Genomic DNA, 21925 nt, shown 5'->3' on the forward strand with positions numbered 1-21925 from the left:
TCATGCTCTTTGATCGCCTTAATGATCTGTTCTTCGGTGTAACGCTTCTTCATATCGAGATCTCCATCCCTTTAGGTTAAATGGAAATCTCATCGAGGTCATGGTCTAGTTTTTGGGGGATAGGTCAAATTCTGTAGCAATTTCAGGCTCGACTTTAACGGTCTTTTTTTGACTAGCCATTTGCCACCTCATCCAATTTAAAATATGAGTGACTGACAATATCTAGAGAGTCACTCATGCTTAAAAATAGTTTTTTAGCTGATTCAACTGCCGTCTCAATTTGCTGGGGTTCAATGAGCTGAGAATCGAGTTCATATTGCGTCGCTTTCCAAAGCGCGAAGGTGTTATCTCTGTACCCGTTATAAAAGTGGGTCACATCATGTCTATTCAAACTCCGCTCTATGAGCGGTGCTAACACCCTCCCCCCTAATGAAGCGCCTTCAAAGACATAAATCGCGCCTAGCACCTCAGATAGAGAGTTGTGATGAGTTTCAAAAGGTTCAGATTCAATAATGCAATCCAACGCATTCAGAGACTTAAGATCTTGAATTAACCAAGAGTAACGCTCAGAAACACGCTGTTTTAACGCTTCATTGGAATGATTCAAAAAGAGAGGTAGATGTTTTTTAATCCAATGTTCCAGTGCAACTAGAGCGAGAGTATATTCTCGCTCATTCAGAGTAGGTCGCACTAAAGATCTAAGGATAGGGTGAGCATCTAAGGATCTGTGAGATGCATTCGTAGACTGTTTCAAACATTCTGACGCATTAACATGGAGCATTGCTAAAGTCCTTCTGTTTTATATGTTACTTAAAGTTCCTGTACTGCTCGAAACTATTTTTATTGTCTGACTTAACCATAGATCAAAAATTTGCAAAGCCAGGTTTTTGTTGTTTATAAGCAAATTCGATGCCAAGTTTTCACATGCGGATTGATTTTTTAATAGAACAATCTGGCTAACAACTATCGACGTAAATGCTGAAATGAAATCTCTCTTTGCACCCTTACTGATGACTTTAAGCCTAACTAGCTGGGCTTCTAATATTCCTATTTTCGATACGCACGTTCACCACAACGATAAAACACAGGATGAATTTGATGATCGGAGAGTCGTCTCTCTTCTTCGTCAGTACGATATCCAGAAGGCCCTTGTTTCAAGCAGCGGTGATGACAACACTCAACGATTAAAGAGCTTGGCGCCTGATCTTGTGCTGCCAGCACTTCGCCCCTTTCGAAAAAGTGGTGAATTAAGAACCTGGATGCATGATGAGTCGGTCACTGAATATTTAGAGACACAGCTCAAACAGAACCATTACTTCGCCATTGGTGAGTTTCATGCGTTTGGCGATGAGATGCAGACACCCGTGTCAAAACGGTTAGTGGCTTTAGCCAAAGAGTACAACTTAGTGTTGCACCTACATGGCGATCGTCAGGCGATGCAACAGATCTTTCTGCAGTGGCCCGAGGCTAAGGTACTCTGGGCACACGCTGGGTTTGAAGCCCCTAGTGATCTGGCTGGACTATTTGATCAATACCCAAACCTCTGGGCTGATCTATCCTTTAGACCAGAGATTGTTACCTGGGGAGGCTTCAACCCTGAGTGGGAAAAGGCTCTACTGGCTAACCCTAATCGATTCACCTTAGGAGCTGATACATTCAACCTGGATCAGTGGCAGAAGATGCCGCTTTACACTCTGGATACACGAGATTGGTTAAGTACACTGCCTTCAGAGGTGGCTAAAAAAATTGCTTACGAAAATGCGGAGAGGCTATTTGATGTTTCCATTTCAGATTAGACAACCGCGTTATCACTCACTGATACCTCTTATCACACTGGGACTAAGTTGCTCTTTATCTTCGCAAGCATTATTCGCCGATGTCACCACCGGTGTCATGTTGAATAAATTTCAGAGTCAATTTCCAACCATCTACCTACCCTCTGTCGGTGAGGTAGATCGTCGTCGTTTTAAGTTGCCAGATGCTACCTCAGGTGATCCCAGCTTGTACGTCAAAGGGTTTGAGTTTACCGGCGTAAGCAGCATCGATATCAAGTATCTGCATCAAGCATTCTCGCCCTTTGAGGAGAGAGCGTTCACCCCTAAGCAACTGCTTGAGCTGACGGATCTGATCACCGACACCTATCGTCAACATGACATTGCGGCTATGGCGCGCATCCCTCCACAGGATGCTAAAAACGGAACGATTGTTTTTGAGATACACGAGTCAAATTTTGTCGGGGCAATACTAGATCATGGTTTTGAAGATCATTTTAATGTCTCACTTGAGCGTGTCGAAGCAGTCGCCTCGCTTCCAGGATCTGAGGGGGCACCACTGATACTCTCTGAACGAGAGCGTCAGCAGTTACTGACCATAGATATGCATGGCATCAGCATATCAGGCGGACTGCAAGCAAACGATGACGGGGATCAGGCGCTAGAACTCTGGATAGAGAACAGTGACAGATTCTCTGGATCCATTGATCTAAACAACCAGGGTCTGAATGGAACGGGTGAAGAGCAAGCCGTTTTAACATCGATGCTATCTAGCCCATTTCAACGGGGTGGTGCTGGCTACCTGAACGCCATTAAGAGTGCCCAGTCTCAATTTCTTAGTATGGCGTATCGAGGGCCCATTGGGCTTCGAGGAACGACGTTAGACCTGCAAGCAGGAAGGCTTTCGGCCGATACAGACAGCAAACGACATCAATCAATCTCCTACTCTTTAGGCGTTCGTCACCCACTGATTAGAACCCTTGGCAGCAATCTATTCCTATCAGGCATCGCAGAACAACGCTTGCTTGAGGAGAGCTCAATAATCAACAACTCTTCACTGACAGACAGCGATTACGAAGTAAACACATTGAGACTGACGCTCGATGGAAACCGCGCCTTACACAAAGATAGGCTCACGTATCGACTTCAAACCACCTTGGGTAACACTGACCTTGAGGGCTCACCCAACCGCGGTCATGACCTAGCAAATGCTAATACTGCGGGTGCATTCAAAACATTCAGTGGATTCTTAACCTATCGAAAACGGTTAGCCGATAACTGGCAAGTATTGACCCATTTACAAGGCCAAATGAGCCCTAACAACTTAGATGACAGTCAACGATTAATTGCAGGCGGGTCTCAGGGACTTCGGGGTTTCAGTGCTGACGAGTTGATTGTCGATCAAGGCGCGCTGGTTCGTGTAGATATTATTAAACGGCTGAACGATCAATGGCGATTTGGTGGTTTTATCGACTGGGCAAAACTGGAGAGACGCAGCAACAATACCGACATCAATGGTAGCCCATTGGAGTCCCATAACCGAATATCTGCCTACGATTGGGGCTTTAACTCTAGCTATAGAGTCCATGAGTCACTTCAATTCGACTTATCTATCGCTCAAGCACTATCGAATACTCAAGGGGTGAACACTGAACAGGGTGATGTCACTACACTACTGAATTTGAAATGGGAGTTTTAAAGCGTCACTCCCACTCCATCTCTTCAAAGACACGCTGTGCATTGCGGCCATGGATCTCTTCGTAGACGTTCAAATAACTGAAAGCACTCTGGTCAATGGATGACACACTCTGCATATCGCCGCCCTCTTCAATCAACTCACCCACTTTTTCGCGCAGAAACCTGAGGTAATCAAGGGTATCAGCCTTAGCTTTTTCCAAGGTTGTTGGTGCTCCATGGCCCGGAACAATTACCTTAGGATTTAACGACTCAATCACCTCAAACGCCTCTATCCAGGTTAGATGTTGTGATTGGGAGGCCACACCAAGCATCCGATCAACAAACACCGTATCGCCTGTATAGAGTACGGATATTTCAGGTAACCAGACAAAGTTTTCACCCGGAGTATGAGTATGACCGACCGGAATAAATTGAACCGATCGATCACCCAGTGTGAGGGTACTCTCTGAGTCTAAAAGCGTATTGGCGAAGAGAGGTTTTGTGCCTTGATAGGCATCACCAATCAAGTTAGTAATTCGCATGACCTGCTGAGCTTCACGAGCTCTCTGATCGGTTTGGGTCGCAGTGCTACTGATCAATTCAGCGCCCTGTTGCGCAAAATAGTCATTGCCAAACCAGCGGTGATCTTGGCCACCGGTATTAATCACTTTGATGACCGGTTGATCGGTGACTGTTTTGATCGCAGCTTCGATTGTCTCAGCCCCTCTCCAGCTACCACCTGAGTCAATCAACAGAACCCCCTGATCAGAGACAACAAAACCAAAGGTGGCATTGTTTCCGAAATTTTCGGGAGATCGATCGGTCAGCGGCCCCACAATAGAATAGGTATTTGGAGCCACCTCTATGACCTGTAACTCATCAGCTTGAACCAGAGATGTTATTGCTAAGGTTAAAATAGCGAGGAGTGGTTTAATCATTTAGGAACCCATTGGATTGAGTGGTTGGGGCCTTATCGTAGATGAGGCGATTTCCCATGGAGTGAGGGTCAGGCTGAAGGCCAGACCCTGATAAGGGTTTATGTGATCAGTTTGCAGCGGCTCGACAGATCGTCGCGAAGCTGTCAGCTTTAAGGGATGCACCACCGACCAATCCACCGTCAACGTCAGCCATAGCAAGTAGCTCTGCAGCATTTTTGTCGTTCATGCTACCACCGTAAAGAATGGTCACGCGATCAGCGATATCAGTGTTGTGTTTGGCTATCAAACTGCGAACAAAGGCATGAGCATCCTGAGCTTGTTGTGGTGTCGCAGTTTCGCCGGTACCAATCGCCCAGACTGGCTCATAGGCAATCACAATTTGTGCAAAAGTGTCTGCACCACATAGATCGACAACCGCATTGACCTGCTCTTCTAATACAGCATTCATTTGACCCGATTGACGCTCTTCCAGTGTTTCACCGATACAGAGAACCGGTACAAGGCCGAGCTCTAGTGCTTTAAGCGTTTTTTCTGCCACCAATTGACTGGTTTCACCATAGAGAGAGCGACGCTCAGAGTGCCCCGTCAGTACATAAGCACAGCCAAGATCACGGATCATTTCACCACTCACTTCACCGGTGAAAGCGCCTTTCTCTTGATCACTTAGGTTTTGCGCACCCACTTTTATGGCGGTGTCGGCGGTTAACTCCAGTGCTTGAGGAATATAAATGAAGGATGGACAGACCGCGATATCAACACCTTTTAGAGAAGCGACCTGATCGGCCAAACCAGTCAATAGAGATTCGTTGGTCATCAACGATCCATTCATTTTCCAGTTACCCATAATTAGGGGGCGTCTCATCACGTAACTCCTTAGATCCAAACAAAAAAGACAGCTTAATAAGCCTAGAGAGCCGGATCAACCATTAGTTGCCTAGAAGAGCATTTTATATCAATCTATCTTTCTTATAATTAAGAGTTTCTTTGCGGCCCATTAAACAGGTTGGAGCTCTTTGTCGTAGTGCTTAATAAGATTAATGATTAAACAGGCAATCACTCAATGGGACTTCTAATCGACGGTCAGTGGTATGATCAGTGGTATGACACTAAATCATCCAATGGAAAATTTATTCGAACAGAGGCGCAATATCGAAACTGGGTTACCCCTGATGGTGCCGAAGGCCCAACGGGTGATGCAGGTTTTAAAGCTGAACCGGGTCGATACCACCTCTATGTCTCATTAGCCTGCCCCTGGGCACACCGAACTCTAATCGTCAGAGCACTCAAGGGTCTACAAGACCAGATCTCATTTGATGTGGTGCACCCCTTGATGCTTGAGCAAGGCTGGACTTTTGATTCAGACTTTCCAGCTGCAACCAGTGATCGTGTCAATCAGAAGCAGTTTATGCACCAGATCTATACCCAGTGCGATCCAGAGTACACCGGTCGGGTAACAGTTCCAGTACTTTGGGATAAACAGAATCAGACCATTGTTAGCAATGAGTCCTCAGAAATTATTCGTATGCTCAACTCAGGTTTTAACGAGATTGGCGCAAATGATCTGGATCTCTACCCTGAATCGCTCCAAGCGGAGATTGATCAGTGGAATGAGTTCATCTACGAACCCGTTAACAATGGTGTCTATAAAGCAGGCTTTGCAACGACTCAAGAAGCTTACGATGAAGCGGTGGTGAATCTCTTTAAGCATCTGGACAGACTGGAAGAGAGGCTAACCACTCGTCGTTACTTAGTGGGTCATCAGTTAACCGAGGCTGATATCAGACTCTTCACGACTTTGATTCGCTTTGACCCAGTATATGTTCAACACTTTAAGTGTGACCGTAAACGAATCGCAGAGTACCCGGCCTTGTCAAACTACCTGCGTGACATCTACCAACAGCCCGGCGTTGCAGAAACCTGTGACCTTGATCATATCAGGCACCACTACTACCGTAGCCATCCGACCATCAACCCGCATGGCATCATTTCCTACGGTCCAGAGTTTGATCTGATGGCACCCCACGGACGCGAGTTTTTGTAATTGTTGGAGCCTTATCTTAGATGAGGCGATTGGTTTGAAGTGCATCGCGGCCTTTTCAAGACCGCTCCAACAGCAAGCAGCTAACCATGTTGGAGCCTTATCGCAGATGAGGCGATTTTAAAGAGCATCGCGGCCTTTCAAGACCGCTCCAACATGCTGTCGGGTTAGGGAGCCCAGTAGATATCGACAGGGGTTTTGCTTTGGCGTAGAACAGCGCGCACAGGCATCTCTTCGGTGTCGCCCTCACCCATCGCTTGCTCAAGTACCGGCAGTTTTGAATCGCCACAAAGGTGAATAAAGATACGTTTAGCGTGCAACAACCTTTGCAAGGTCAATGTCATACGCAAATGGGGAGCGACGGGCGGAGTCACACCCATACAGGCTTTAAAACCATAAGGGTTTAACGCTGCCGTTAGCTCTGGTGCATTGGGAAAGAATGATGCGGTATGACCATCCTCGCCCATGCCTAAAATCACGGCATCAAACTCTTTTGGAAGTTCACTCAGAACCTCTTCTAGCTTGGTTTGACCAGAACAGGGATACTCAGCGTCATTAAAGTGAGGAATAAAATGCGCATCCGCCGCTCGATTCTGTAGCAAGTGTGTTTTCACAGAACGAGCGTTACTGTCCTCATGCGTATCAGGAACCCAACGCTCATCAGCCAGGGTAATCCAAACCTTAGACCAATCGAGTTCTTGTACAGAGAGCGATTGGAATAGTGCCGCCGGTGTCCGACCACCCGACACCACCAGTGTCGCACGGCCACGCTCTTCAATTCCGGCTTTTAATAGCGCGACTATCTCTTCCGTTAAACGACATTCAAGTGACTCTCGTGTATCAAATTGAAACATATTGGACATCATTAAACCTCACTCGTGCCAAGAACGACCATCACGCTCGATCAGAGCGATTGAACCAATAGGTCCCCAGGTACCGGCGTTGTAAGGTTTCACTTCGTCACCGACATCTTTCCATGCCTGAATCAACTCGTCACACCAAGTCCAAGAGGCTTCAATCTCATCACGACGAACGAACAGTGACTGATCACCGACCATCGATTCTAGAAGCAGACGCTCGTAAGCATCCGGAGTTCGTTGGTTAGGATCACTTTCGCTGAAGTCCAGGTTGAGCGCACGGTTTTGTAGATCCATGCCTTGGTGCATGCCCAGCTGTTTAGTGACCACGTGAAGACGAATCCCCTCATCTGGCTGAAGACGAATAACCAGACGATTGTTGACGATGTCACGCTGCTTAGGATCAAAAATAAAGTGTGGGTTATTTTTATAAACCACCACGATCTCGGTCATCTTTTGCGGCATACGTTTACCGGTACGCAGGTAGAAGGGTACGCCGGCCCAACGCCAGTTATCGACATTGACTCGTAGAGAGACAAAGGTTTCAGTGTTGGACTTAGTCGCAGCACTGCCCTCCTCTTCACCATAGCCAACCACCGCTTGACCACCGATAGACCCGGCTGTGTACTGACCACGAACGGCACGTTTATTGACATTGGAAGAATTAATTGGGTGAAGGGCTTTCAGAATTCTGACTTTCTCATCGCGAATCGAGTCTGCATCCAGTTTGCTCGGCGGGTTCATTGCGACCATACAGAGAAGTTGCAACAGGTGGTTTTGAACCATATCACGCATCTGCCCCACTTTGTCGTAGTAACTCCAACGCCCTTCAAGACCAACGGTTTCAGAAACCGTAATCTGAACGTGATCGATTGCCGAGTTGTTCCACTGTGAACCAAACAGGTTGTTGGCAAAGCGCAGGGCAATAAGGTTTTGAACCGTATCTTTACCTAGGTAGTGGTCAATGCGGTAGATACGGTTCTCATTAAAGTATTGAGCAACCGTATCGTTGATCACCTTAGAGCTCGCCAAATCGTGACCAATCGGCTTTTCCAATACGATACGCGTCGTCTCATTGATTAACTCTGCACTGCTGAGGTTTTTACAGATGTCACCAAACACAGCAGGCGGTGTTGCAAGGTAGTTAACCATGATTCGACTGTCATCAAGTTTAGCTTTGATCTTCTTGAAATCATCGGCGGAGGTCATATCGACCTGAACGTAATCAAGACGCGCTGAGAAACGTTGCCACTCTTCAGAGCTCATCTCACCAGGCGCTAAAAATCGAACCAGTGTCGCTTCCACCGCTTCAACAAAGGCAGCCTGGTCCCAATCCGCACGTGCAACGCCGATGATCTTAGACTCAGGGTTCAGTAGCTTCGCTTTGTCGAGCTGGAATAGCGCAGGAAATAGCTTACGCATTGCCAGGTCACCCTTGGCACCGAACAGAACAAAATCACAGGCTTGATGCATTGCATCGTTCATGAGCTACACTCCTTTGGAGGTGGAAAGAGTAAATGTAAAAAATTTATGTAATTTTAGTACATTTTGTAGCAAATGATCTACAAAAGTGATGAGCTAATTTTATATTTAAATGCACTATACCCCTTTCATTTTGGTGATTAGAGCAGTAAAACCTACTATTTTCCTTGAAACTGATACACTTAACAGACTGTTAACTTTTTTGTAATTTTTATACGTAATCCAATATGAGCATCGATATTACCCGTTTCAAAGAGCAGCTAGACGCTGTTCAACTGACTTTCAAGAGTGACCTTGCCATCATCTCCCTTTCAGGAGGGCACATACTAAGCTATCAATCCAATGGCGAGGAGCGACTCTGGATGAGCCCTAAAGCCAACTTAGAGGCGGGCAAGTCGATACGCGGTGGCATCCCAGTCTGTTGGCCTTGGTTTGGTGCACACCTAAGCGATGAGAGTAAACCAGCCCACGGCTTTGCGCGCACGTCAATCTGGACTCTGGTTGATGCTCAAGATCACGAGGAGTTTGCCTCTGTCACGCTTGGACTTGAGAACAGCGTTGCGAATCCCCTATTCCCATACGACTGCAGCCTAGCGATAAAGGTCACTTTGACCGACAAACTCAGTGTTGAACTGATTACAACCAACCTTGGCAATCAACCGATAGAGATCACGCAGGCACTGCATACCTATCTCCCCATCTCTGATCTAAATAACGCCTGCATTGCTGGTCTGAAGGGCGTGGACTATGCCGATAAGCTAAAAGGTTTCGCACGTGCAACGGAAGATCGAGATTCTGTCGATCTAAAAGAGCCAACAGATAGAGTCTATTTTGACGATTCAAATTGCCTGATCTTGACTGACAAGAACCAAGAAACGCGAATCTACAAACAGAACAGCGGTACCACAGTGGTTTGGAACCCAGGAAAAGAGACGGCTAACAATATGGCGGATATAGGCGCCGAGAACTACCGTGGCTTTTTATGTATTGAAGCGGCCAATGCGATGGAAGATAAGGTCCGCATCGAGCCGGGTGAAAGTTTTACCCTAAGGCAAGGGATTTACGCAGCGTAGGAGCGGTATTGCAAAGGCCGCGATGCTCTTCATAAGATAGTTGCTAACGGAACTGGTGTCTGGCTTTAGCCTGACATCCACTCTTTCCGCGTTTTCCAGATAGACTATAAAGTTGACCCGCGGATGACAGGCTGAAGGCCTGTCACCTTAGATCGCCTCATCTTCGATAAGGCTCCAACAGCTCAATGCGAAATGTCGGAGCGGTCTTGCAAAGGCCGCGAGGAAAATCGCCTCATCTTCGATAAGGCTCCAACAGCTCAATGCGAAATGTTGGAGCGGTCTTGAAAAGGCCGCGAGGAAAATCGCCTCATCTTCGATAAGGCTCCAACAGCTCAATGCGAAATGTCGGAGCGGTCTTGCAAAGGCCGCGAGGAAAATCGCCTCATCTTCGATAAGGCTCCAACAGCTCAATGCGAAATGTCGGAGCGGTCTTGCAAAGGCCGCGAGGAAAATCGCCTCATCTTCGATAAGGCTCCAACAACTCAATGCGAAATGTTGGAGCGGTCTTGAAAAGGCCGCGAGGAAAATCGCCTCATCTTCGATAAGGCTCCAACAGCTCAATGCGAAATGTTGGAGCGGTCTTGCAAAGGCCGCGATGATTTTCGAAAAATCGCCTCATCTACGATAAGGCTCCAACGCCTGCTCCTTTCCATCCGTGGAACCGCAGGATACCGTCCGTCCTGGACATGCCCTGCTCCTGCGCGTCCTGCGCTCGCAGGATACCGTCCGTCCTGGACATAAAAAAGCCGCCCGGGATGGGGCGGCGAAAGGAGTGCAGATGCACTCAGTTTCCACGACCTTTAGGAAACAGGAGGTCTACAGTGCAGAGGCCTTAGCCACTGCGTCTGAAGCTAGTTTGGTAATACCGTCCCAATCTTTTGCATCGATCAGATCGGTTGGTACTACCCATGAACCGCCAACCACGTTAACGCTGGGCAGGCTCAAGTAATCGGTAAAGTTGTTTTCATTAATGCCACCCGTTGGGCAGAAACGAACCTGTGGGAATGGACCCGAAATCGCTTTAAGCATCTTAGGTCCGCCCGCAGCTTCCGCTGGGAAGAACTTGAACGCCTCAAAACCAAATTCCATACCACGCATCATCTCGGCAACCGAGCTGATTGCTGGTAGGTAGGGCATATCAGATTCCAAGCCCGCCTTAAACAGAGCATCAGTTGCACCAGGGCTAATGGCAAACATGCCGCCAGCTTCTTGAACCTGTTGAAACTCTTCCGGTTTAGTCACCGTGCCCGCACCGACAATGACATCGTCGACTTTGTCAGCAATCTCTTTGATCACTTCAATCGCTGAATCGGTGCGCAAAGTCACTTCAAGAACCTTTAAACCACCCGCTTTTAATGCTTCTGCCAAGGGCACAGCATCTTCCACGCGCTCAATGACAAGAACGGGCATGACCGGAGAGGTAGTTAACAACGCATCAACGTTAATGCTCATTATTCGAAATCCTTTTACTGTTTAGTTCCGAAGAAGATTGAGGCACCCTCTTCCGCACCTGATACTAGAGAACGCATGCCTGCAAACATCTCACGTCCCATACCGAACTGGTGGGGCGATAGATCCTGTATCGCGCATTCACGTGTTGCCAATTCAGCCTCATCAACCAGCAGCGTCAGCTCTCCGGTATGCGCATCAAGACGAATCATGTCACCGTCTTGGATCTTAGCAATCGCACCACCGTGCAGAGCTTCTGGTGTTAGGTGAATCGCCGCTGGAATCTTGCCAGATGCACCCGACATGCGGCCATCTGTCACCAGTGCAACCTTGTACCCTTTGTCTTGCAGCGACCCTAAGAAGGGCGTCAGCTTGTGCAGTTCAGGCATACCGATAGCTGCAGGCCCCTGGAAGCGGACAACCACTACACAATCTTTATTGAGCTCACCCGCTTCATAGAGGGCTTTAAGATCATCCTGTTCGTGAAGCACCACAGCAGGCGCTTCCACGACGTAATTCTCTGTCGGTACTGCCGAAACCTTAATCACGGAGCGACCAAGATTACCGCGCATCACTTTAACCCCACCGTTATTGGAGAACGGCGTTTTTGCAGTTGAGATAACCTCTGCATCCAAAGAGGCTTCAGGGCCTGCTCGCCACACCAACTTACCCTCTTCAAGGAAAGGCTCTTGGGTGTAGTCTTTCAGGCCATTACCCGTCACTGTCAGCACATCCTCGTGCAACAGACCTGCACTTAGCAGCTCACGGAATAGAAGAGACATGCCACCGGCCGCTTGGAAGTGGTTGATATCAGCAGAGCCGTTTGGATAGATGCGGGTCAATAGAGGCACTACATCAGAGAGATCAGACATATCGTCCCAGTTCACAATGACACCGGCTGCACGCGCCATCGCAATGATGTGCATGGTGTGGTTGGTAGATCCACCGGTAGCCAGTAGTGCCACAATACCGTTTACAATCGCCTTCTCATCAATCACCTGATAGAGCGGACGATAATCAGAACCCAAAGAGGTGATACGACAGACCTGTTCAGCAGCGGCTTTCGTCAGTTCGTCACGGAGCGGTGTGTAAGGGTTGATGAATGATGAACCCGGCAGATGAAGACCCATCGCCTCCATCAATAGCTGGTTTGAGTTCGCTGTACCATAGAACGTACAGGTGCCTGCACTGTGGTATGAGTCTGATTCACACTGCAATAGTGCATCTCGACCTACCTTACCCTCTGCATACTCCTGACGAATACGCGCTTTCTCTTTGTTAGGCAAACCACTTGGCATTGGGCCTGCAGGTACAAAAATAACAGGTAGATGGCCAAAGCTAAGCGCACCAATCAACAGACCCGGAACAATCTTGTCACACACCCCTAAGCAAAGAGCAGCATCAAACATGTTGTGTGATAAACCAACCGCCGTAGCCATGGCGATGGTATCGCGACTGAATAGACTCAACTCCATGCCATCTTGACCCTGAGTCACGCCATCACACATAGCAGGTACAGCACCCGCCACCTGCGCAACGCCACCCATGCCATTGACCGCTTGTTTAATCAGTTCAGGAAAGTGCTGGAAAGGCTGATGCGCCGAAACCATGTCGTTGTAAGCAGAGATAATGCCGACGTTGGCACTCTCCATCATCTTTAGGGTGTTTTTATCTTGCTCACCACAGGCGGCAAAGCCATGAGCAAGGTTGCCACAAGCGAGTGTAGAGCGAGTTACTTTAGAGCTTTTTGCGGCCTCCATACGAGCGACGTAGTCAGCACGTGAAGCACGGCTCCTTTCAACTATACGTTCAGTAACTTCAGCTAACTTAGGATGTACCACTTCCCACTCCTCTGCACCTAAAGGCGTTCTTATATGTAATTTAATTACATTTTAGAGTGGAACTATCTATCTAACAAGAAAAAATTAAATAAATTACGTAATAAAAATAAAAAGAGCCGCAGATGCGGCTCTAAATACCCTATGATTTTAGGCTTTCACGTAACGAAAACGAACAACGACGCCTATAACGCCTACCAGCGTCAATAGACCTGAGCCGGTCATTAAGGTCTCTGCTAGGCGAGTTTCAGTGAGTTGTTCTGACAAAATGGAGATTGGCAGAACCTGAAACGCAAGCAACACCCATAAGTAAACATCATTGGCCAGCTTCAATGGGGTTTCGCAGGATGGGCAGTCGAACGCCGTAAGGTAGGATTGGCGCTTTCGTGAGTACTCAGGCCCTCTAAGGGACGTTTGGCAGACAGGACAACGACGATTCATTATGACTCCTAGAAACCTGTATAGCGGCCCGGTTTATGATTGGTGGTCAGAACGAAATTCAATACGATGGCGCCGAGTACAGAGACGGCCAAAAGCCATGGGGTGACTAACCACAAACCAGCAATCACGATCAGTGAATCCAGCACCATCTGTAATTTGCCAGCACGAATACCGTAGCGTTCTTGAATGAAGAGCACGAGAACATTCAATCCACCCAAACTCGCTTGATGTCTGAAGACAATTAGAAGACCAATCCCAATAAGGAGGCCACCACCGATACTGGCAAACAGAGGATCGATTCCCTCTATGACCAACCAGTTTGGAATCAGTTCTGTCAGTAAAGAGACCAGTGCAACAGAGAGCATGGTTTTTAAGGTGAAAGCCCACCCCATCTGAGCGATAGCCAACAAGTAAAATGGCAAGTTCGTCAGGAACAGGGTCAACCCAAAATTAAAACCGGTTGAGTAGTGAATTAAGATCGCTAACCCCGTGGTTCCCCCTGTTAATAAGCCCGCCTCTTTAAGAAAAAGAACACCCATGGCTACAGCAAGGGTACCCGTCACTATGGCTTGCAGATCTTCAAACAGTGTGTGCTTGGTCGGTTCTAATTTGAGTTTTTCCAAGGTTTCATCCCTATAACTAAGGCACAATCGCCACCGGATCGTTTAATTCGTAGCGACGATTGTACCTTAGGAATGGGTTGAGAGTTACTCGGTATACTGATCAATGAAACGCCAAGTTTCATCGAGTATCGTCTTAAGTTCGTCGATTAATAGATCAACATCTCCAAGACTTGTTGAGTTGTAGACATCCATCAACGCTTTAGCCTTGTGACTGAGTGCTGGTAAACCCAACACCGCTGACGCCCCTTTTAACTTGTGTGCTAACTGTTCAGCTGCAACAGGGTCCAGTGTTTTAAGCTGTTCATCAACCGATTGATATTCCGATTTAAACCTAACCAAATAGCTTTTCAGTTTGGCCTCTGTTTTCCAGTATGAGAGTGCCTGCTCTCGATTGAAAAATTCGGAATCAAACTCTTCAGCATTGTTTGATTGTTCTGTAGAGATGTTTACAGCCTCTTGTCTGAAGTCTGCGTTATCAGTACTTTGCTGGAGGACATCATTACGGTCTGGAGTCGAGTGATTTTTTAGTCGAAGCTCAAAATCCTCTATTGAAAGCTCATCGACCTTGGTTACAGTTGATACCCATTTATTGATGACTTCGATCGACCTATCAATATCAAAAGGTTTGGCGATAAAGTCGTTCATTCCGGACTCCAGTGCTGCCTGCTTATGCTGTTCAAAAGCGCCCGCAGTCAAAGCCACAATTGGAATATCCAGTTTTAACTCTTTGCGTATCGTCTCTGTTGCTTGATAACCATCCATGATGGGCATCTGCACATCCATTAAGATAAGATCGACCTCAGTCGCATGACTTTTCAGCCAATTTACCGCCTCTTGCCCATCATTTAGGGTAATAACACTCGCCCCTTCTGATTCAAACGAGAGAACTGCCACCTCACGGTTAAACTCATTATCATCTACCACCAACAGTCGGATGTCCTGCAATGAGTGGGCCGCATGATCTTTGTATTGAATTGCGTTCGGTTGAATTGTTTTTTGATAGGCATCGTACAGATCTGATGCTGTGATCGGTTTTTCGAGAATAAGATCCACGTATTGACTGTCAGATGAGCTTTTAACTTGTTTCATTCCGTAAGCAGTCACCATGACGATGATCGGCGTTTTATCGCTAGGCAAATGAGTTTTCAACTGCTTCGCAACCGTTAATCCATCCACATCAGGCATATCCCAATCTAACAGGATGATATCTTTAATTTCTGATCCCTTGATCACTTTATCAATGACCATAGCGCCACCATTGACCACTTCAGAGCGCCAACCAATCGAGTCGACAATGGATCGAATCGCTTCACGCGCCACCTCATGATCGTCTGCAATTAATACATCCAATGAGCTGCTCTGGTGTCTAACGGACGCATCACCCAAAGGCATGGTTAGCATAAATGAGAAAGTACTGCCCTTACCCTGCTGACTCTCAACTTTCAGTGTAGATCCCATCAAGTTAAGGAGTGATTGACTGATTGAGAGTCCTAAACCACTCCCCCCAAATTTTGAATGGGTACTTGATTCACCTTGTTCGAAGGCTTCAAATATCAGATTTAAATTCTCTTCAGCGATGCCAATACCACTGTCTTTGACCGAGAAAAGCAGCTCAACAGAATCGGCCGTTTTACTGAGCGTAATGATCTCTAATTTGACGTAGCCCGACTCAGTAAACTTAATCGCATTGCCGATAAGATTCACTAAGACCTGTTGAATGCGAACTTCATCACCCACTACCTGATTTTCCAGATGGGTGGCATTGTTGATCACCAACTCAACCTGCGGTTTATTCAGTGCAGCGCTGTGCATGATCGCCGACAAGTTGTTAACCAATTTTTCTAAATCAAAGGGACTGGGCGATATATCCAGCTTATGAACGCCCAGTTTTGAGTAGTCCAAAATGTCATTAATCACGGCAAGTAGGGATTTTCCTGCAGCCATTAAACGAGCACCAATGTGTTCAGCGTCTAACTCACTGCCTTTGCGCTGCAGCATCTGTGACATGGCAATGATTGAGTTCAGGGGGGTACGAATTTCGTGACTCATATTGGTTAAAAATTCACTTTTAACCGCGGCAAGCCTTTCCGCCTCTTGTGAACGACTGATCAGCTCTTCGTTCGTTGCAGCCAATTCCATTGTGCGCTGTTCTACCGCTTGCTCTAGCTCTTCTCGATAGACTTGAGCTTGGCTTTCCAGTTCATACTCTGTCGTCAAATCACGCAGGTTACCGACAAAATAGGGTTTCTCACCAATCCAGATCTGAGTCACGGCAATTTCGACTGGGAAGGTCTGACCCTCTTTCGTCAGTGCAAAACTTTTTCGCGAGCTTTCGACTACATGTTTAACGCCGGTTCTTTTATAGCTGTCTAAATAGCCATCGTGATGTGACCTCATTGGATCCGGCATCAGCATTTTGACGTTTTGATTGAGCACCTCTGAGTGTCTATAGCCAAAGAGTTTTTCGGCCGCCTGGTTAAACTCAACAATCAGACCTTTATCGGTGATCAAAATGGTCGGGATCAGTGAGTTACTGATGATCTTTTCACGTATCGCAGACTCTTTTTTTAAAGTATTTTCTGCAATCAACTCTTTAACGGCCGCACGGCTCCATAACAGGCTTAATAACGCCAAGGTTAGTCCAACGCCAATGGGAATGGGTTGAAGCAACTCCATTTGTACCAGCTTCGGAAGGTTGAGGGGCTCAAACTCGGAGATAAGATAAAGTGATCTGGGCGATTCAACGACAAGACTTCCGATAGAACGAGGGTATTGAAGCCTTAACACCGAGGCTTCCTCTATTTTATTGACCTGGTTATCGCTAGTGGCTTTGAGTGAGTACCAGATCGCCTGGTGAGTATCGGCAAAACTGCTTTGCCCGCCGAGTTGGCGACTCCAATTAAATTGACCTGTCTCATCAAAGATCCAGTAGCCCTCATCATCAACCAGCTCAATAGTCCCTGGGAGCGTTGCTGCAACATCCATCTCATGCAGAATGTTCTCTGCTAAATAGTTCAGTATTAGCACACCTATCAGATCGCCAGCATCGTTTATCAGTTTATGACTTAAACGAATCATCGGTTTATGGGGCTGTTCTATCTGACCATTCTCAACATTCAGGTCAAGCTGTGATGCATAACTCTCATTCGGACCTAGGCTTAACGCTTCGGAAAAATAGTAACGGTTTGATTTGTCTTGCAGAAATTCAGTGGGAGTGATGACAGCCTCGCCTGAAGAGTAGTTCACTCGAACGGTTTCATACCCAAGATGGGAAAGGATTCGAACCTGATCGTAACGTCGACTGACCGTTGACAGAAGGGCTAAGTAGTTCTCAACACCTTGCCTGGCCTCTTCGCTGGGGTTATTGGTGTACTCTATGATCTCTTTGGAGTTGATCAAGGTCTCTAAATCTTGTGATAGAAAATCAAGATCCTCTTGGATAACGACCCCAACGGATTCAAGCAGGTCATCAGTGACTTGACGCTCACTGTCATAACGCGCTGTCTCAGTCTCAATAATCGTGTAGCTGTATAGCCCTATTGGGACTAATAGCACGATTAATAGTCTTAAAAAGGCATTGATGAATAAATTGCTACCAAGAGAGAACTGCATTTATAACTTCCGCTAGAAAAGGGATTTATCCTCATTTAAGAGTAGTCCATTTCTGGCATAATGAAACCAATGTTTTGGTTTTTTTCTTTCTACTTTGTAGCCTTTTCGGTTTAGAGATAAGCTCATTAAGATGACCCATTCAATCACTACAGCCGAGTTAACCAACCCTCTCTATTACCTACAAAATGCACAGACACTGATCGACTGGGTCGTTAAGGTTTATCAGGATCTTCTGACAGATGAAGAGTTAGATCGGCTGTCTCAGTTTCAGTCATTGTGTGAGCCAGCGCAGGCCTTGTTAATAAGAATGGTGATGCGCAGCCAATCTAATTTTTTGATGCGCCACATCGATCACTACCAAGAGATCACGGAGCCAACTGAAGCATTAATTGATTCATTAGTCAGTGCCAAACTGATAGCACTCAACCAACCGCTATCCGTTCAAGAGTGTTTCAAACTGCTTAATCGGCAAGAGTTGTTAATGTTGCACAACCAACTGAGCTCAAAACCCTTAAGTAAAAGCAGTTCAAAACAGACCCTGTATGACTCACTGCAAATGAGTAACACTGCCCCCCTTCCCCTTCACCAGCATCTACCCGTGCTTGGTGATACTCTCCATCTTTTGTGTGACCCACTATTTCAGCGTCTCAAGTTGATGTTTTTTGGAAACCTACATCAAAGCTGGAGTGAATTTGTCGTTACGGAGCTAGGTTACTTCAACTATGAGCCCGTTGAACTTAGCCTAGAGAGTCGAGCGTTTCATCGCAGAGAGGACCTTGATCAATACATCGATTTAGAGCATCTGTTGACCGGCGATTGTCTCTTATCGATTGAAGAGAGAATCCTAGCCACACAAAGAATCGAACCGATAAGCACTTGGCTGGCAGGTCGCAAAGATCGCGTGCTCTATCTATTGGCGAGAGAGTTGGAGCGTGAGGATCAAACACAGGCTCTAAGGGTCTATCAGCAACTGAGCATTCAAGATGCTCACATACGCGAACTCCGCCTATTAGAGCGCTTAGGGAAACTGGAAGAGTGTCATGAGCGGACACTGCTATTACAACAGGACAACCCTACTCCGTTAACTCAACTTGCCTACCAGCGTCTGTTAAAACGTAGCAGTAAAAAATTGGGTGTTGAATACAGTGCATCACCACTCCTAGCCCCGCCTCAACAGAGGTTAACCCTGGATCAAATAGAGGGGGTATCCGTTGAACGACAGGTTGCAGAGCACTTAACGAACGAAAACTCGCACGGCGATTACGTCGAAAACCACTTAATCAATGGACTCTTTGGCCTGCTCTTCTGGGATGTGATCTATGCCCCGGTTCCCGGCGCTTTTTTTAACCCCTTCCAATCGCGCCCAGCCGACCTCTACCGAAGTCACTTCAAAGAGAGACGCACCCCTCTCATTGCCGAGGCGATGACTCAAATCGAAACGGGCCAGTATCGTGAAACCATTCGGCAACGATTCAGAGAGAAGCAGGGTATAACAAACAGCTTCATCCATTGGTCTGTACTGACAGAGGAACTTGTTGAGCGGGCATTAAATTTTATCCCTGCAGATCATTTAAAAAGGATTTTTGAACGACTTTTGATGGACATTAGAACGCATCGCAGTGGTTTCCCTGATCTGATTCAATTTAATAGTGACGACGAGAGTTATGAACTGATCGAAGTGAAGGGGCCTGGCGATCGCCTTCAGGACAACCAAAAACTCTGGCTGGATTTTTTTGTCCGTCATGATATCCCCTGCTCCGTCTACTGGATCGATTGGAGTCACCCCGAATGAGAGCCCTCTCGGTTCGCACCTTGTGTGAGTTTTGCGATCGATCTGGTGATATCGATCTAAGATATACGCCGGCTCCCACAGCGCTGGAGGGGATACAGGGGCATAAACGACTGCAAATGCGTCGTCCTAAGAGCTATATCCCAGAGTTCCCTGTGGCTGTGGATATCGAAGATTTCCACCTAAAAGGCAGAGCCGATGGTTGGGACCCTAGCCAGAATCGTGTTGAAGAGATAAAGACACACCGCGGGGATCTTGAACGCCAGTCAACGGGACAGCGACAGCTTCATCTGGCACAACTTCGCAGCTATGGTGCCATGCTATGCATGAGTGAATCATTGCAAGAGATTCACTTGAGATTGAGCTACCTGGAGATCGCTTCCGACGAAGTTACACACTTCGACTTTACTGTGGATGCTGCGGAGCTGATCGAAGAGCTCAAACAACGAGTGACTCACTATCAAACCTGGCAGAGCACTCTCGATCAACACCGAGCGGCTCGGCAAAGCCATATTGCGTCGCTCGCTTTCCCTTTTCCAAATTTCAGAAAGGGGCAACGGGAGCTGGCTGAAGCCGTCTACAAAGCGAACAACAGAGCCAAACAACTGCTTATAGAGGCGCCCACTGGATCAGGAAAAACCTTGGGCACCCTGTTTCCAGCGATTAAGGCGCTTCAGACCGAGTCGTTGGACAGCCTCTACTATCTGACAACCCGAAATACAGCCCGTAGAGTGGCACTGGATGCCTTTGAGTTAATTCAAAGCGACTCACCCATTCCACTCACGCTCATTGAGATGACCTCCAAAGAGGCGGGCTGCATCGAGCCAGACAAGCTCTGTCAAGGCGATAGCTGCCCACTGGCAAAAGGCTTTTTTGATCGCCTACCGGCTGCTCGTCATGAAGCGTTTACAAAACAACAACAGACCTTTGATCAGACAGCACTGCAAAGGCTTGCTAAGCAGCACTCCCTCTGCCCCTACTTTTTAGGGCAAGAATTGGCGCGCTGGGCCGATATTGTGGTGGCTGATATCAATCAATTTCTAGCACCTAGTGCTATTTTGTATGGCTACCTTGTTCAAGATGAGCGAAAGGTCTCAGCACTGGTGGATGAGTCTCACAATTTGATCAGCCGCTGTCGCGACTTCTACTCGCTGGAACTTCGCCAGAGTGATTATCGTTTTGACACTAACAATCAGGATTTACAACGCGCCTTGGATTCTGTGCAACGCGCCTGGCAACAGCTGTTTAGTGATCGAACAGGTGAACAAGAGTTTATTAACTACCTACCAGACAAACTAGAGAATGCACTGCAGAATCTCTGCTCAGTCATCGGTGAAGAGCTGGCCACCGATCCATCAAGCCTGGAACTGCAAAATTTACTCTTTGCCTCTTCGGCCTATTTAAAGTTGGCTGAACAATTTGGTGAACACTCCATTGCCCGAGTAGAGAAACGCCTTAGAGGTAGAGGCGAGTTGGCCATACTCAATATGGATCCATCACTATTCCTGGTTGAGCGCTGGCAATCTCTTCACAGCTTGACGCTCTTCTCTGCCACGCTAAAACCGTTTGACTACTACCAACAACTGCTTGGCCTAAATGAACCCGTATCAGGGTCGCTGCCCTCACCCTTTGAACCTGACCAGATCCGATTAACCCTTCGCAGAGATATCGATACTCGTTATCAATTTAGAGAGCGTTCGATACAACCTATCGCAGAGTTACTAATGGAGCTGTATCACCAAAATCCGGGCAACCACCTCTTCTTCGCCTCTAGCTTTAGTTATCTAAACGAAATTGAAAAGGCTATTGCTGAGATGGATCCAGACATTGATCTGCACCCGCAAAGCCAAGCTATGTCCAATGCCGAGCGACAGGACTTTTTAGATGCTTTCACGCCGAACAGTCGAAAGCTAGGTTTGGCAGTACTGGGTGGTCTTTTTTCGGAAGGGGTCGATCTTCCAGGAGATCGACTGATTGGCGTAACGGTTGCCACCTTGGGCCTACCACCCTTTAATGAGTTCCATGATCTGATGCGAAACAGTTTTGATGAACGATTCGGCAAGGGGTATGAGTACACCTACCTTTACCCAGGTTTGCAAAAGGTAATTCAAGCCTGTGGGCGTTTGATACGCACGGCTGAGGATCGAGGAACGCTGACGCTGATTGATCCTCGGTTTGCATCGCCTGAGATACAGGCAATGCTACCGAGCTGGTGGCCATCGCCTCATCTACGATAAGGCTCCAACATCAACTCAGCGAACAAACCGTTGGAGCGGTCTTAAAAAGGCCGCGATGCACTGGTTAGGGTGACTGGCCTTCAGCCTGTCATCCGCCGC

Annotated in this window: 16 protein-coding genes; 6 read left to right on the forward strand and 10 right to left on the reverse strand. The window is 47.2% G+C overall.

Annotation, left to right across the window (positions count from 1 at the left end):
• Nucleotides 1-172: 172 nt before the first annotated feature.
• Entirely contained in the window at nucleotides 173-781 is a 609-nt protein-coding gene (locus tag XMD564_RS10880) for a biliverdin-producing heme oxygenase (protein ID WP_173506087.1), read from the reverse strand.
• 229 nt (nucleotides 782-1010) lie between these two features.
• Between XMD564_RS10880 and XMD564_RS10885 the strand changes: the two genes are divergently transcribed.
• Both XMD564_RS10885 and XMD564_RS10890 read left to right on the forward strand, forming a co-directional pair.
• Nucleotides 1011-1796, forward strand: a complete 786-nt coding sequence (locus tag XMD564_RS10885) for an amidohydrolase family protein (RefSeq protein WP_173484029.1) — start codon at nucleotides 1011-1013, stop codon at nucleotides 1794-1796.
• Nucleotides 1777-3471 (forward strand): ShlB/FhaC/HecB family hemolysin secretion/activation protein, encoded by a 1695-nt coding sequence (locus XMD564_RS10890; protein ID WP_173508325.1) that lies wholly within the window; start codon nucleotides 1777-1779, stop codon nucleotides 3469-3471. Before XMD564_RS10885 ends, XMD564_RS10890 begins: the two co-directional genes overlap by 20 nt.
• Before the next feature lie 4 nt (nucleotides 3472-3475).
• Here XMD564_RS10890 and XMD564_RS10895 read toward each other — a convergent pair whose 3' ends face one another.
• Both XMD564_RS10895 and tpiA read right to left on the reverse strand, forming a co-directional pair.
• A complete protein-coding gene (locus XMD564_RS10895; RefSeq protein ID WP_173508326.1) occupies nucleotides 3476-4387 on the reverse strand; it encodes an MBL fold metallo-hydrolase in 912 nt (303 codons plus the stop codon).
• 106 nt (nucleotides 4388-4493) lie between these two features.
• Nucleotides 4494-5249 (reverse strand): triose-phosphate isomerase, encoded by a 756-nt coding sequence (gene tpiA, locus XMD564_RS10900; protein ID WP_173481066.1) that lies wholly within the window; start codon nucleotides 5247-5249, stop codon nucleotides 4494-4496.
• Between the two features lie 198 nt (nucleotides 5250-5447).
• On the opposite strand from tpiA, the gene XMD564_RS10905 reads away from it, so the two are divergent.
• Nucleotides 5448-6428, forward strand: coding sequence for a glutathione S-transferase family protein (locus XMD564_RS10905; RefSeq protein ID WP_173508327.1), 981 nt, complete (start codon nucleotides 5448-5450; stop codon nucleotides 6426-6428).
• A gap of 164 nt (nucleotides 6429-6592) precedes the next feature.
• On the opposite strand, the gene pgl is transcribed toward XMD564_RS10905, so the two are convergent.
• On the reverse strand, nucleotides 6593-7279 hold the full coding sequence (pgl, locus tag XMD564_RS10910; protein WP_217364303.1) for a 6-phosphogluconolactonase: 687 nt from the start codon (nucleotides 7277-7279) through the stop codon (nucleotides 6593-6595).
• Nucleotides 7280-7297: 18 nt separating this feature from the next.
• On the reverse strand, nucleotides 7298-8767 hold the full coding sequence (gene zwf, locus XMD564_RS10915; RefSeq protein ID WP_173489200.1) for a glucose-6-phosphate dehydrogenase: 1470 nt from the start codon (nucleotides 8765-8767) through the stop codon (nucleotides 7298-7300).
• A gap of 224 nt (nucleotides 8768-8991) precedes the next feature.
• On the opposite strand from zwf, the gene XMD564_RS10920 reads away from it, so the two are divergent.
• Nucleotides 8992-9837 carry a D-hexose-6-phosphate mutarotase gene (locus XMD564_RS10920; protein ID WP_173508329.1) on the forward strand — a complete coding sequence of 282 codons (846 nt, stop codon included), beginning with the start codon at nucleotides 8992-8994 and terminating at the stop codon, nucleotides 9835-9837.
• Between the two features lie 816 nt (nucleotides 9838-10653).
• Here the strand turns inward: XMD564_RS10920 and XMD564_RS10925 are convergent.
• The 5 genes from XMD564_RS10925 to XMD564_RS10945 form a co-directional block, all read right to left on the reverse strand.
• Nucleotides 10654-11289 (reverse strand): bifunctional 4-hydroxy-2-oxoglutarate aldolase/2-dehydro-3-deoxy-phosphogluconate aldolase, encoded by a 636-nt coding sequence (locus XMD564_RS10925; RefSeq protein ID WP_173481071.1) that lies wholly within the window; start codon nucleotides 11287-11289, stop codon nucleotides 10654-10656.
• Nucleotides 11290-11303: 14 nt separating this feature from the next.
• On the reverse strand, nucleotides 11304-13127 hold the full coding sequence (gene edd / locus XMD564_RS10930) for a phosphogluconate dehydratase (protein ID WP_173508330.1): 1824 nt from the start codon (nucleotides 13125-13127) through the stop codon (nucleotides 11304-11306).
• Nucleotides 13128-13274: 147 nt separating this feature from the next.
• Complete coding sequence (locus tag XMD564_RS10935) at nucleotides 13275-13565, reverse strand: hypothetical protein (protein WP_173508331.1); 291 nt, start codon at nucleotides 13563-13565, stop codon at nucleotides 13275-13277.
• Nucleotides 13566-13573: 8 nt separating this feature from the next.
• Nucleotides 13574-14188: a YitT family protein gene (locus XMD564_RS10940; protein WP_254445628.1), complete on the reverse strand. Its 615-nt coding sequence runs from the start codon at nucleotides 14186-14188 to the stop codon at nucleotides 13574-13576.
• Between the two features lie 84 nt (nucleotides 14189-14272).
• Nucleotides 14273-17800: a response regulator gene (locus XMD564_RS10945; RefSeq protein WP_173508332.1), complete on the reverse strand. Its 3528-nt coding sequence runs from the start codon at nucleotides 17798-17800 to the stop codon at nucleotides 14273-14275.
• A 130-nt stretch (nucleotides 17801-17930) separates the two neighbouring features.
• On the opposite strand from XMD564_RS10945, the gene XMD564_RS10950 reads away from it, so the two are divergent.
• Nucleotides 17931-19592: a VRR-NUC domain-containing protein gene (locus tag XMD564_RS10950; RefSeq protein WP_173508333.1), complete on the forward strand. Its 1662-nt coding sequence runs from the start codon at nucleotides 17931-17933 to the stop codon at nucleotides 19590-19592.
• The gene (locus XMD564_RS10955; protein WP_173508334.1) at nucleotides 19589-21826 is read left to right on the forward strand and encodes an ATP-dependent DNA helicase; all 2238 of its coding nucleotides are present in this window, start codon (nucleotides 19589-19591) and stop codon (nucleotides 21824-21826) included. The genes XMD564_RS10950 and XMD564_RS10955 overlap by 4 nt, the downstream gene beginning before the upstream one ends.
• Nucleotides 21827-21925 lie beyond the last annotated feature (99 nt).

Source organism: Marinobacterium sp. xm-d-564 (assembly GCF_013283345.1).
Classification (GTDB): domain Bacteria; phylum Pseudomonadota; class Gammaproteobacteria; order Pseudomonadales; family Balneatricaceae; genus Marinobacterium_E.

Bases quoted from the DNA above. Each gene is read 5' to 3' on its own strand.
- XMD564_RS10950 (WP_173508333.1), top strand. From the start codon at position 17,931: ATGACCCATTCAATCACTACAGCCGAGTTAACCAACCCTCTCTATTAC.
- XMD564_RS10890 (WP_173508325.1), top strand. From the start codon at position 1,777: ATGTTTCCATTTCAGATTAGACAACCGCGTTATCACTCACTGATACCT.
- XMD564_RS10885 (WP_173484029.1), top strand. From the start codon at position 1,011: ATGACTTTAAGCCTAACTAGCTGGGCTTCTAATATTCCTATTTTCGAT.
- XMD564_RS10905 (WP_173508327.1), top strand. From the start codon at position 5,448: ATGGGACTTCTAATCGACGGTCAGTGGTATGATCAGTGGTATGACACT.
- XMD564_RS10925 (WP_173481071.1), bottom strand. From the start codon at position 11,289: ATGAGCATTAACGTTGATGCGTTGTTAACTACCTCTCCGGTCATGCCC.
- tpiA (WP_173481066.1), bottom strand. From the start codon at position 5,249: ATGAGACGCCCCCTAATTATGGGTAACTGGAAAATGAATGGATCGTTG.
- XMD564_RS10935 (WP_173508331.1), bottom strand. From the start codon at position 13,565: ATGAATCGTCGTTGTCCTGTCTGCCAAACGTCCCTTAGAGGGCCTGAG.
- XMD564_RS10920 (WP_173508329.1), top strand. From the start codon at position 8,992: ATGAGCATCGATATTACCCGTTTCAAAGAGCAGCTAGACGCTGTTCAA.
- XMD564_RS10895 (WP_173508326.1), bottom strand. From the start codon at position 4,387: ATGATTAAACCACTCCTCGCTATTTTAACCTTAGCAATAACATCTCTG.
- XMD564_RS10955 (WP_173508334.1), top strand. From the start codon at position 19,589: ATGAGAGCCCTCTCGGTTCGCACCTTGTGTGAGTTTTGCGATCGATCT.
- pgl (WP_217364303.1), bottom strand. From the start codon at position 7,279: ATGTTTCAATTTGATACACGAGAGTCACTTGAATGTCGTTTAACGGAA.
- XMD564_RS10880 (WP_173506087.1), bottom strand. From the start codon at position 781: ATGCTCCATGTTAATGCGTCAGAATGTTTGAAACAGTCTACGAATGCA.
- zwf (WP_173489200.1), bottom strand. From the start codon at position 8,767: ATGAACGATGCAATGCATCAAGCCTGTGATTTTGTTCTGTTCGGTGCC.
- XMD564_RS10945 (WP_173508332.1), bottom strand. From the start codon at position 17,800: ATGCAGTTCTCTCTTGGTAGCAATTTATTCATCAATGCCTTTTTAAGA.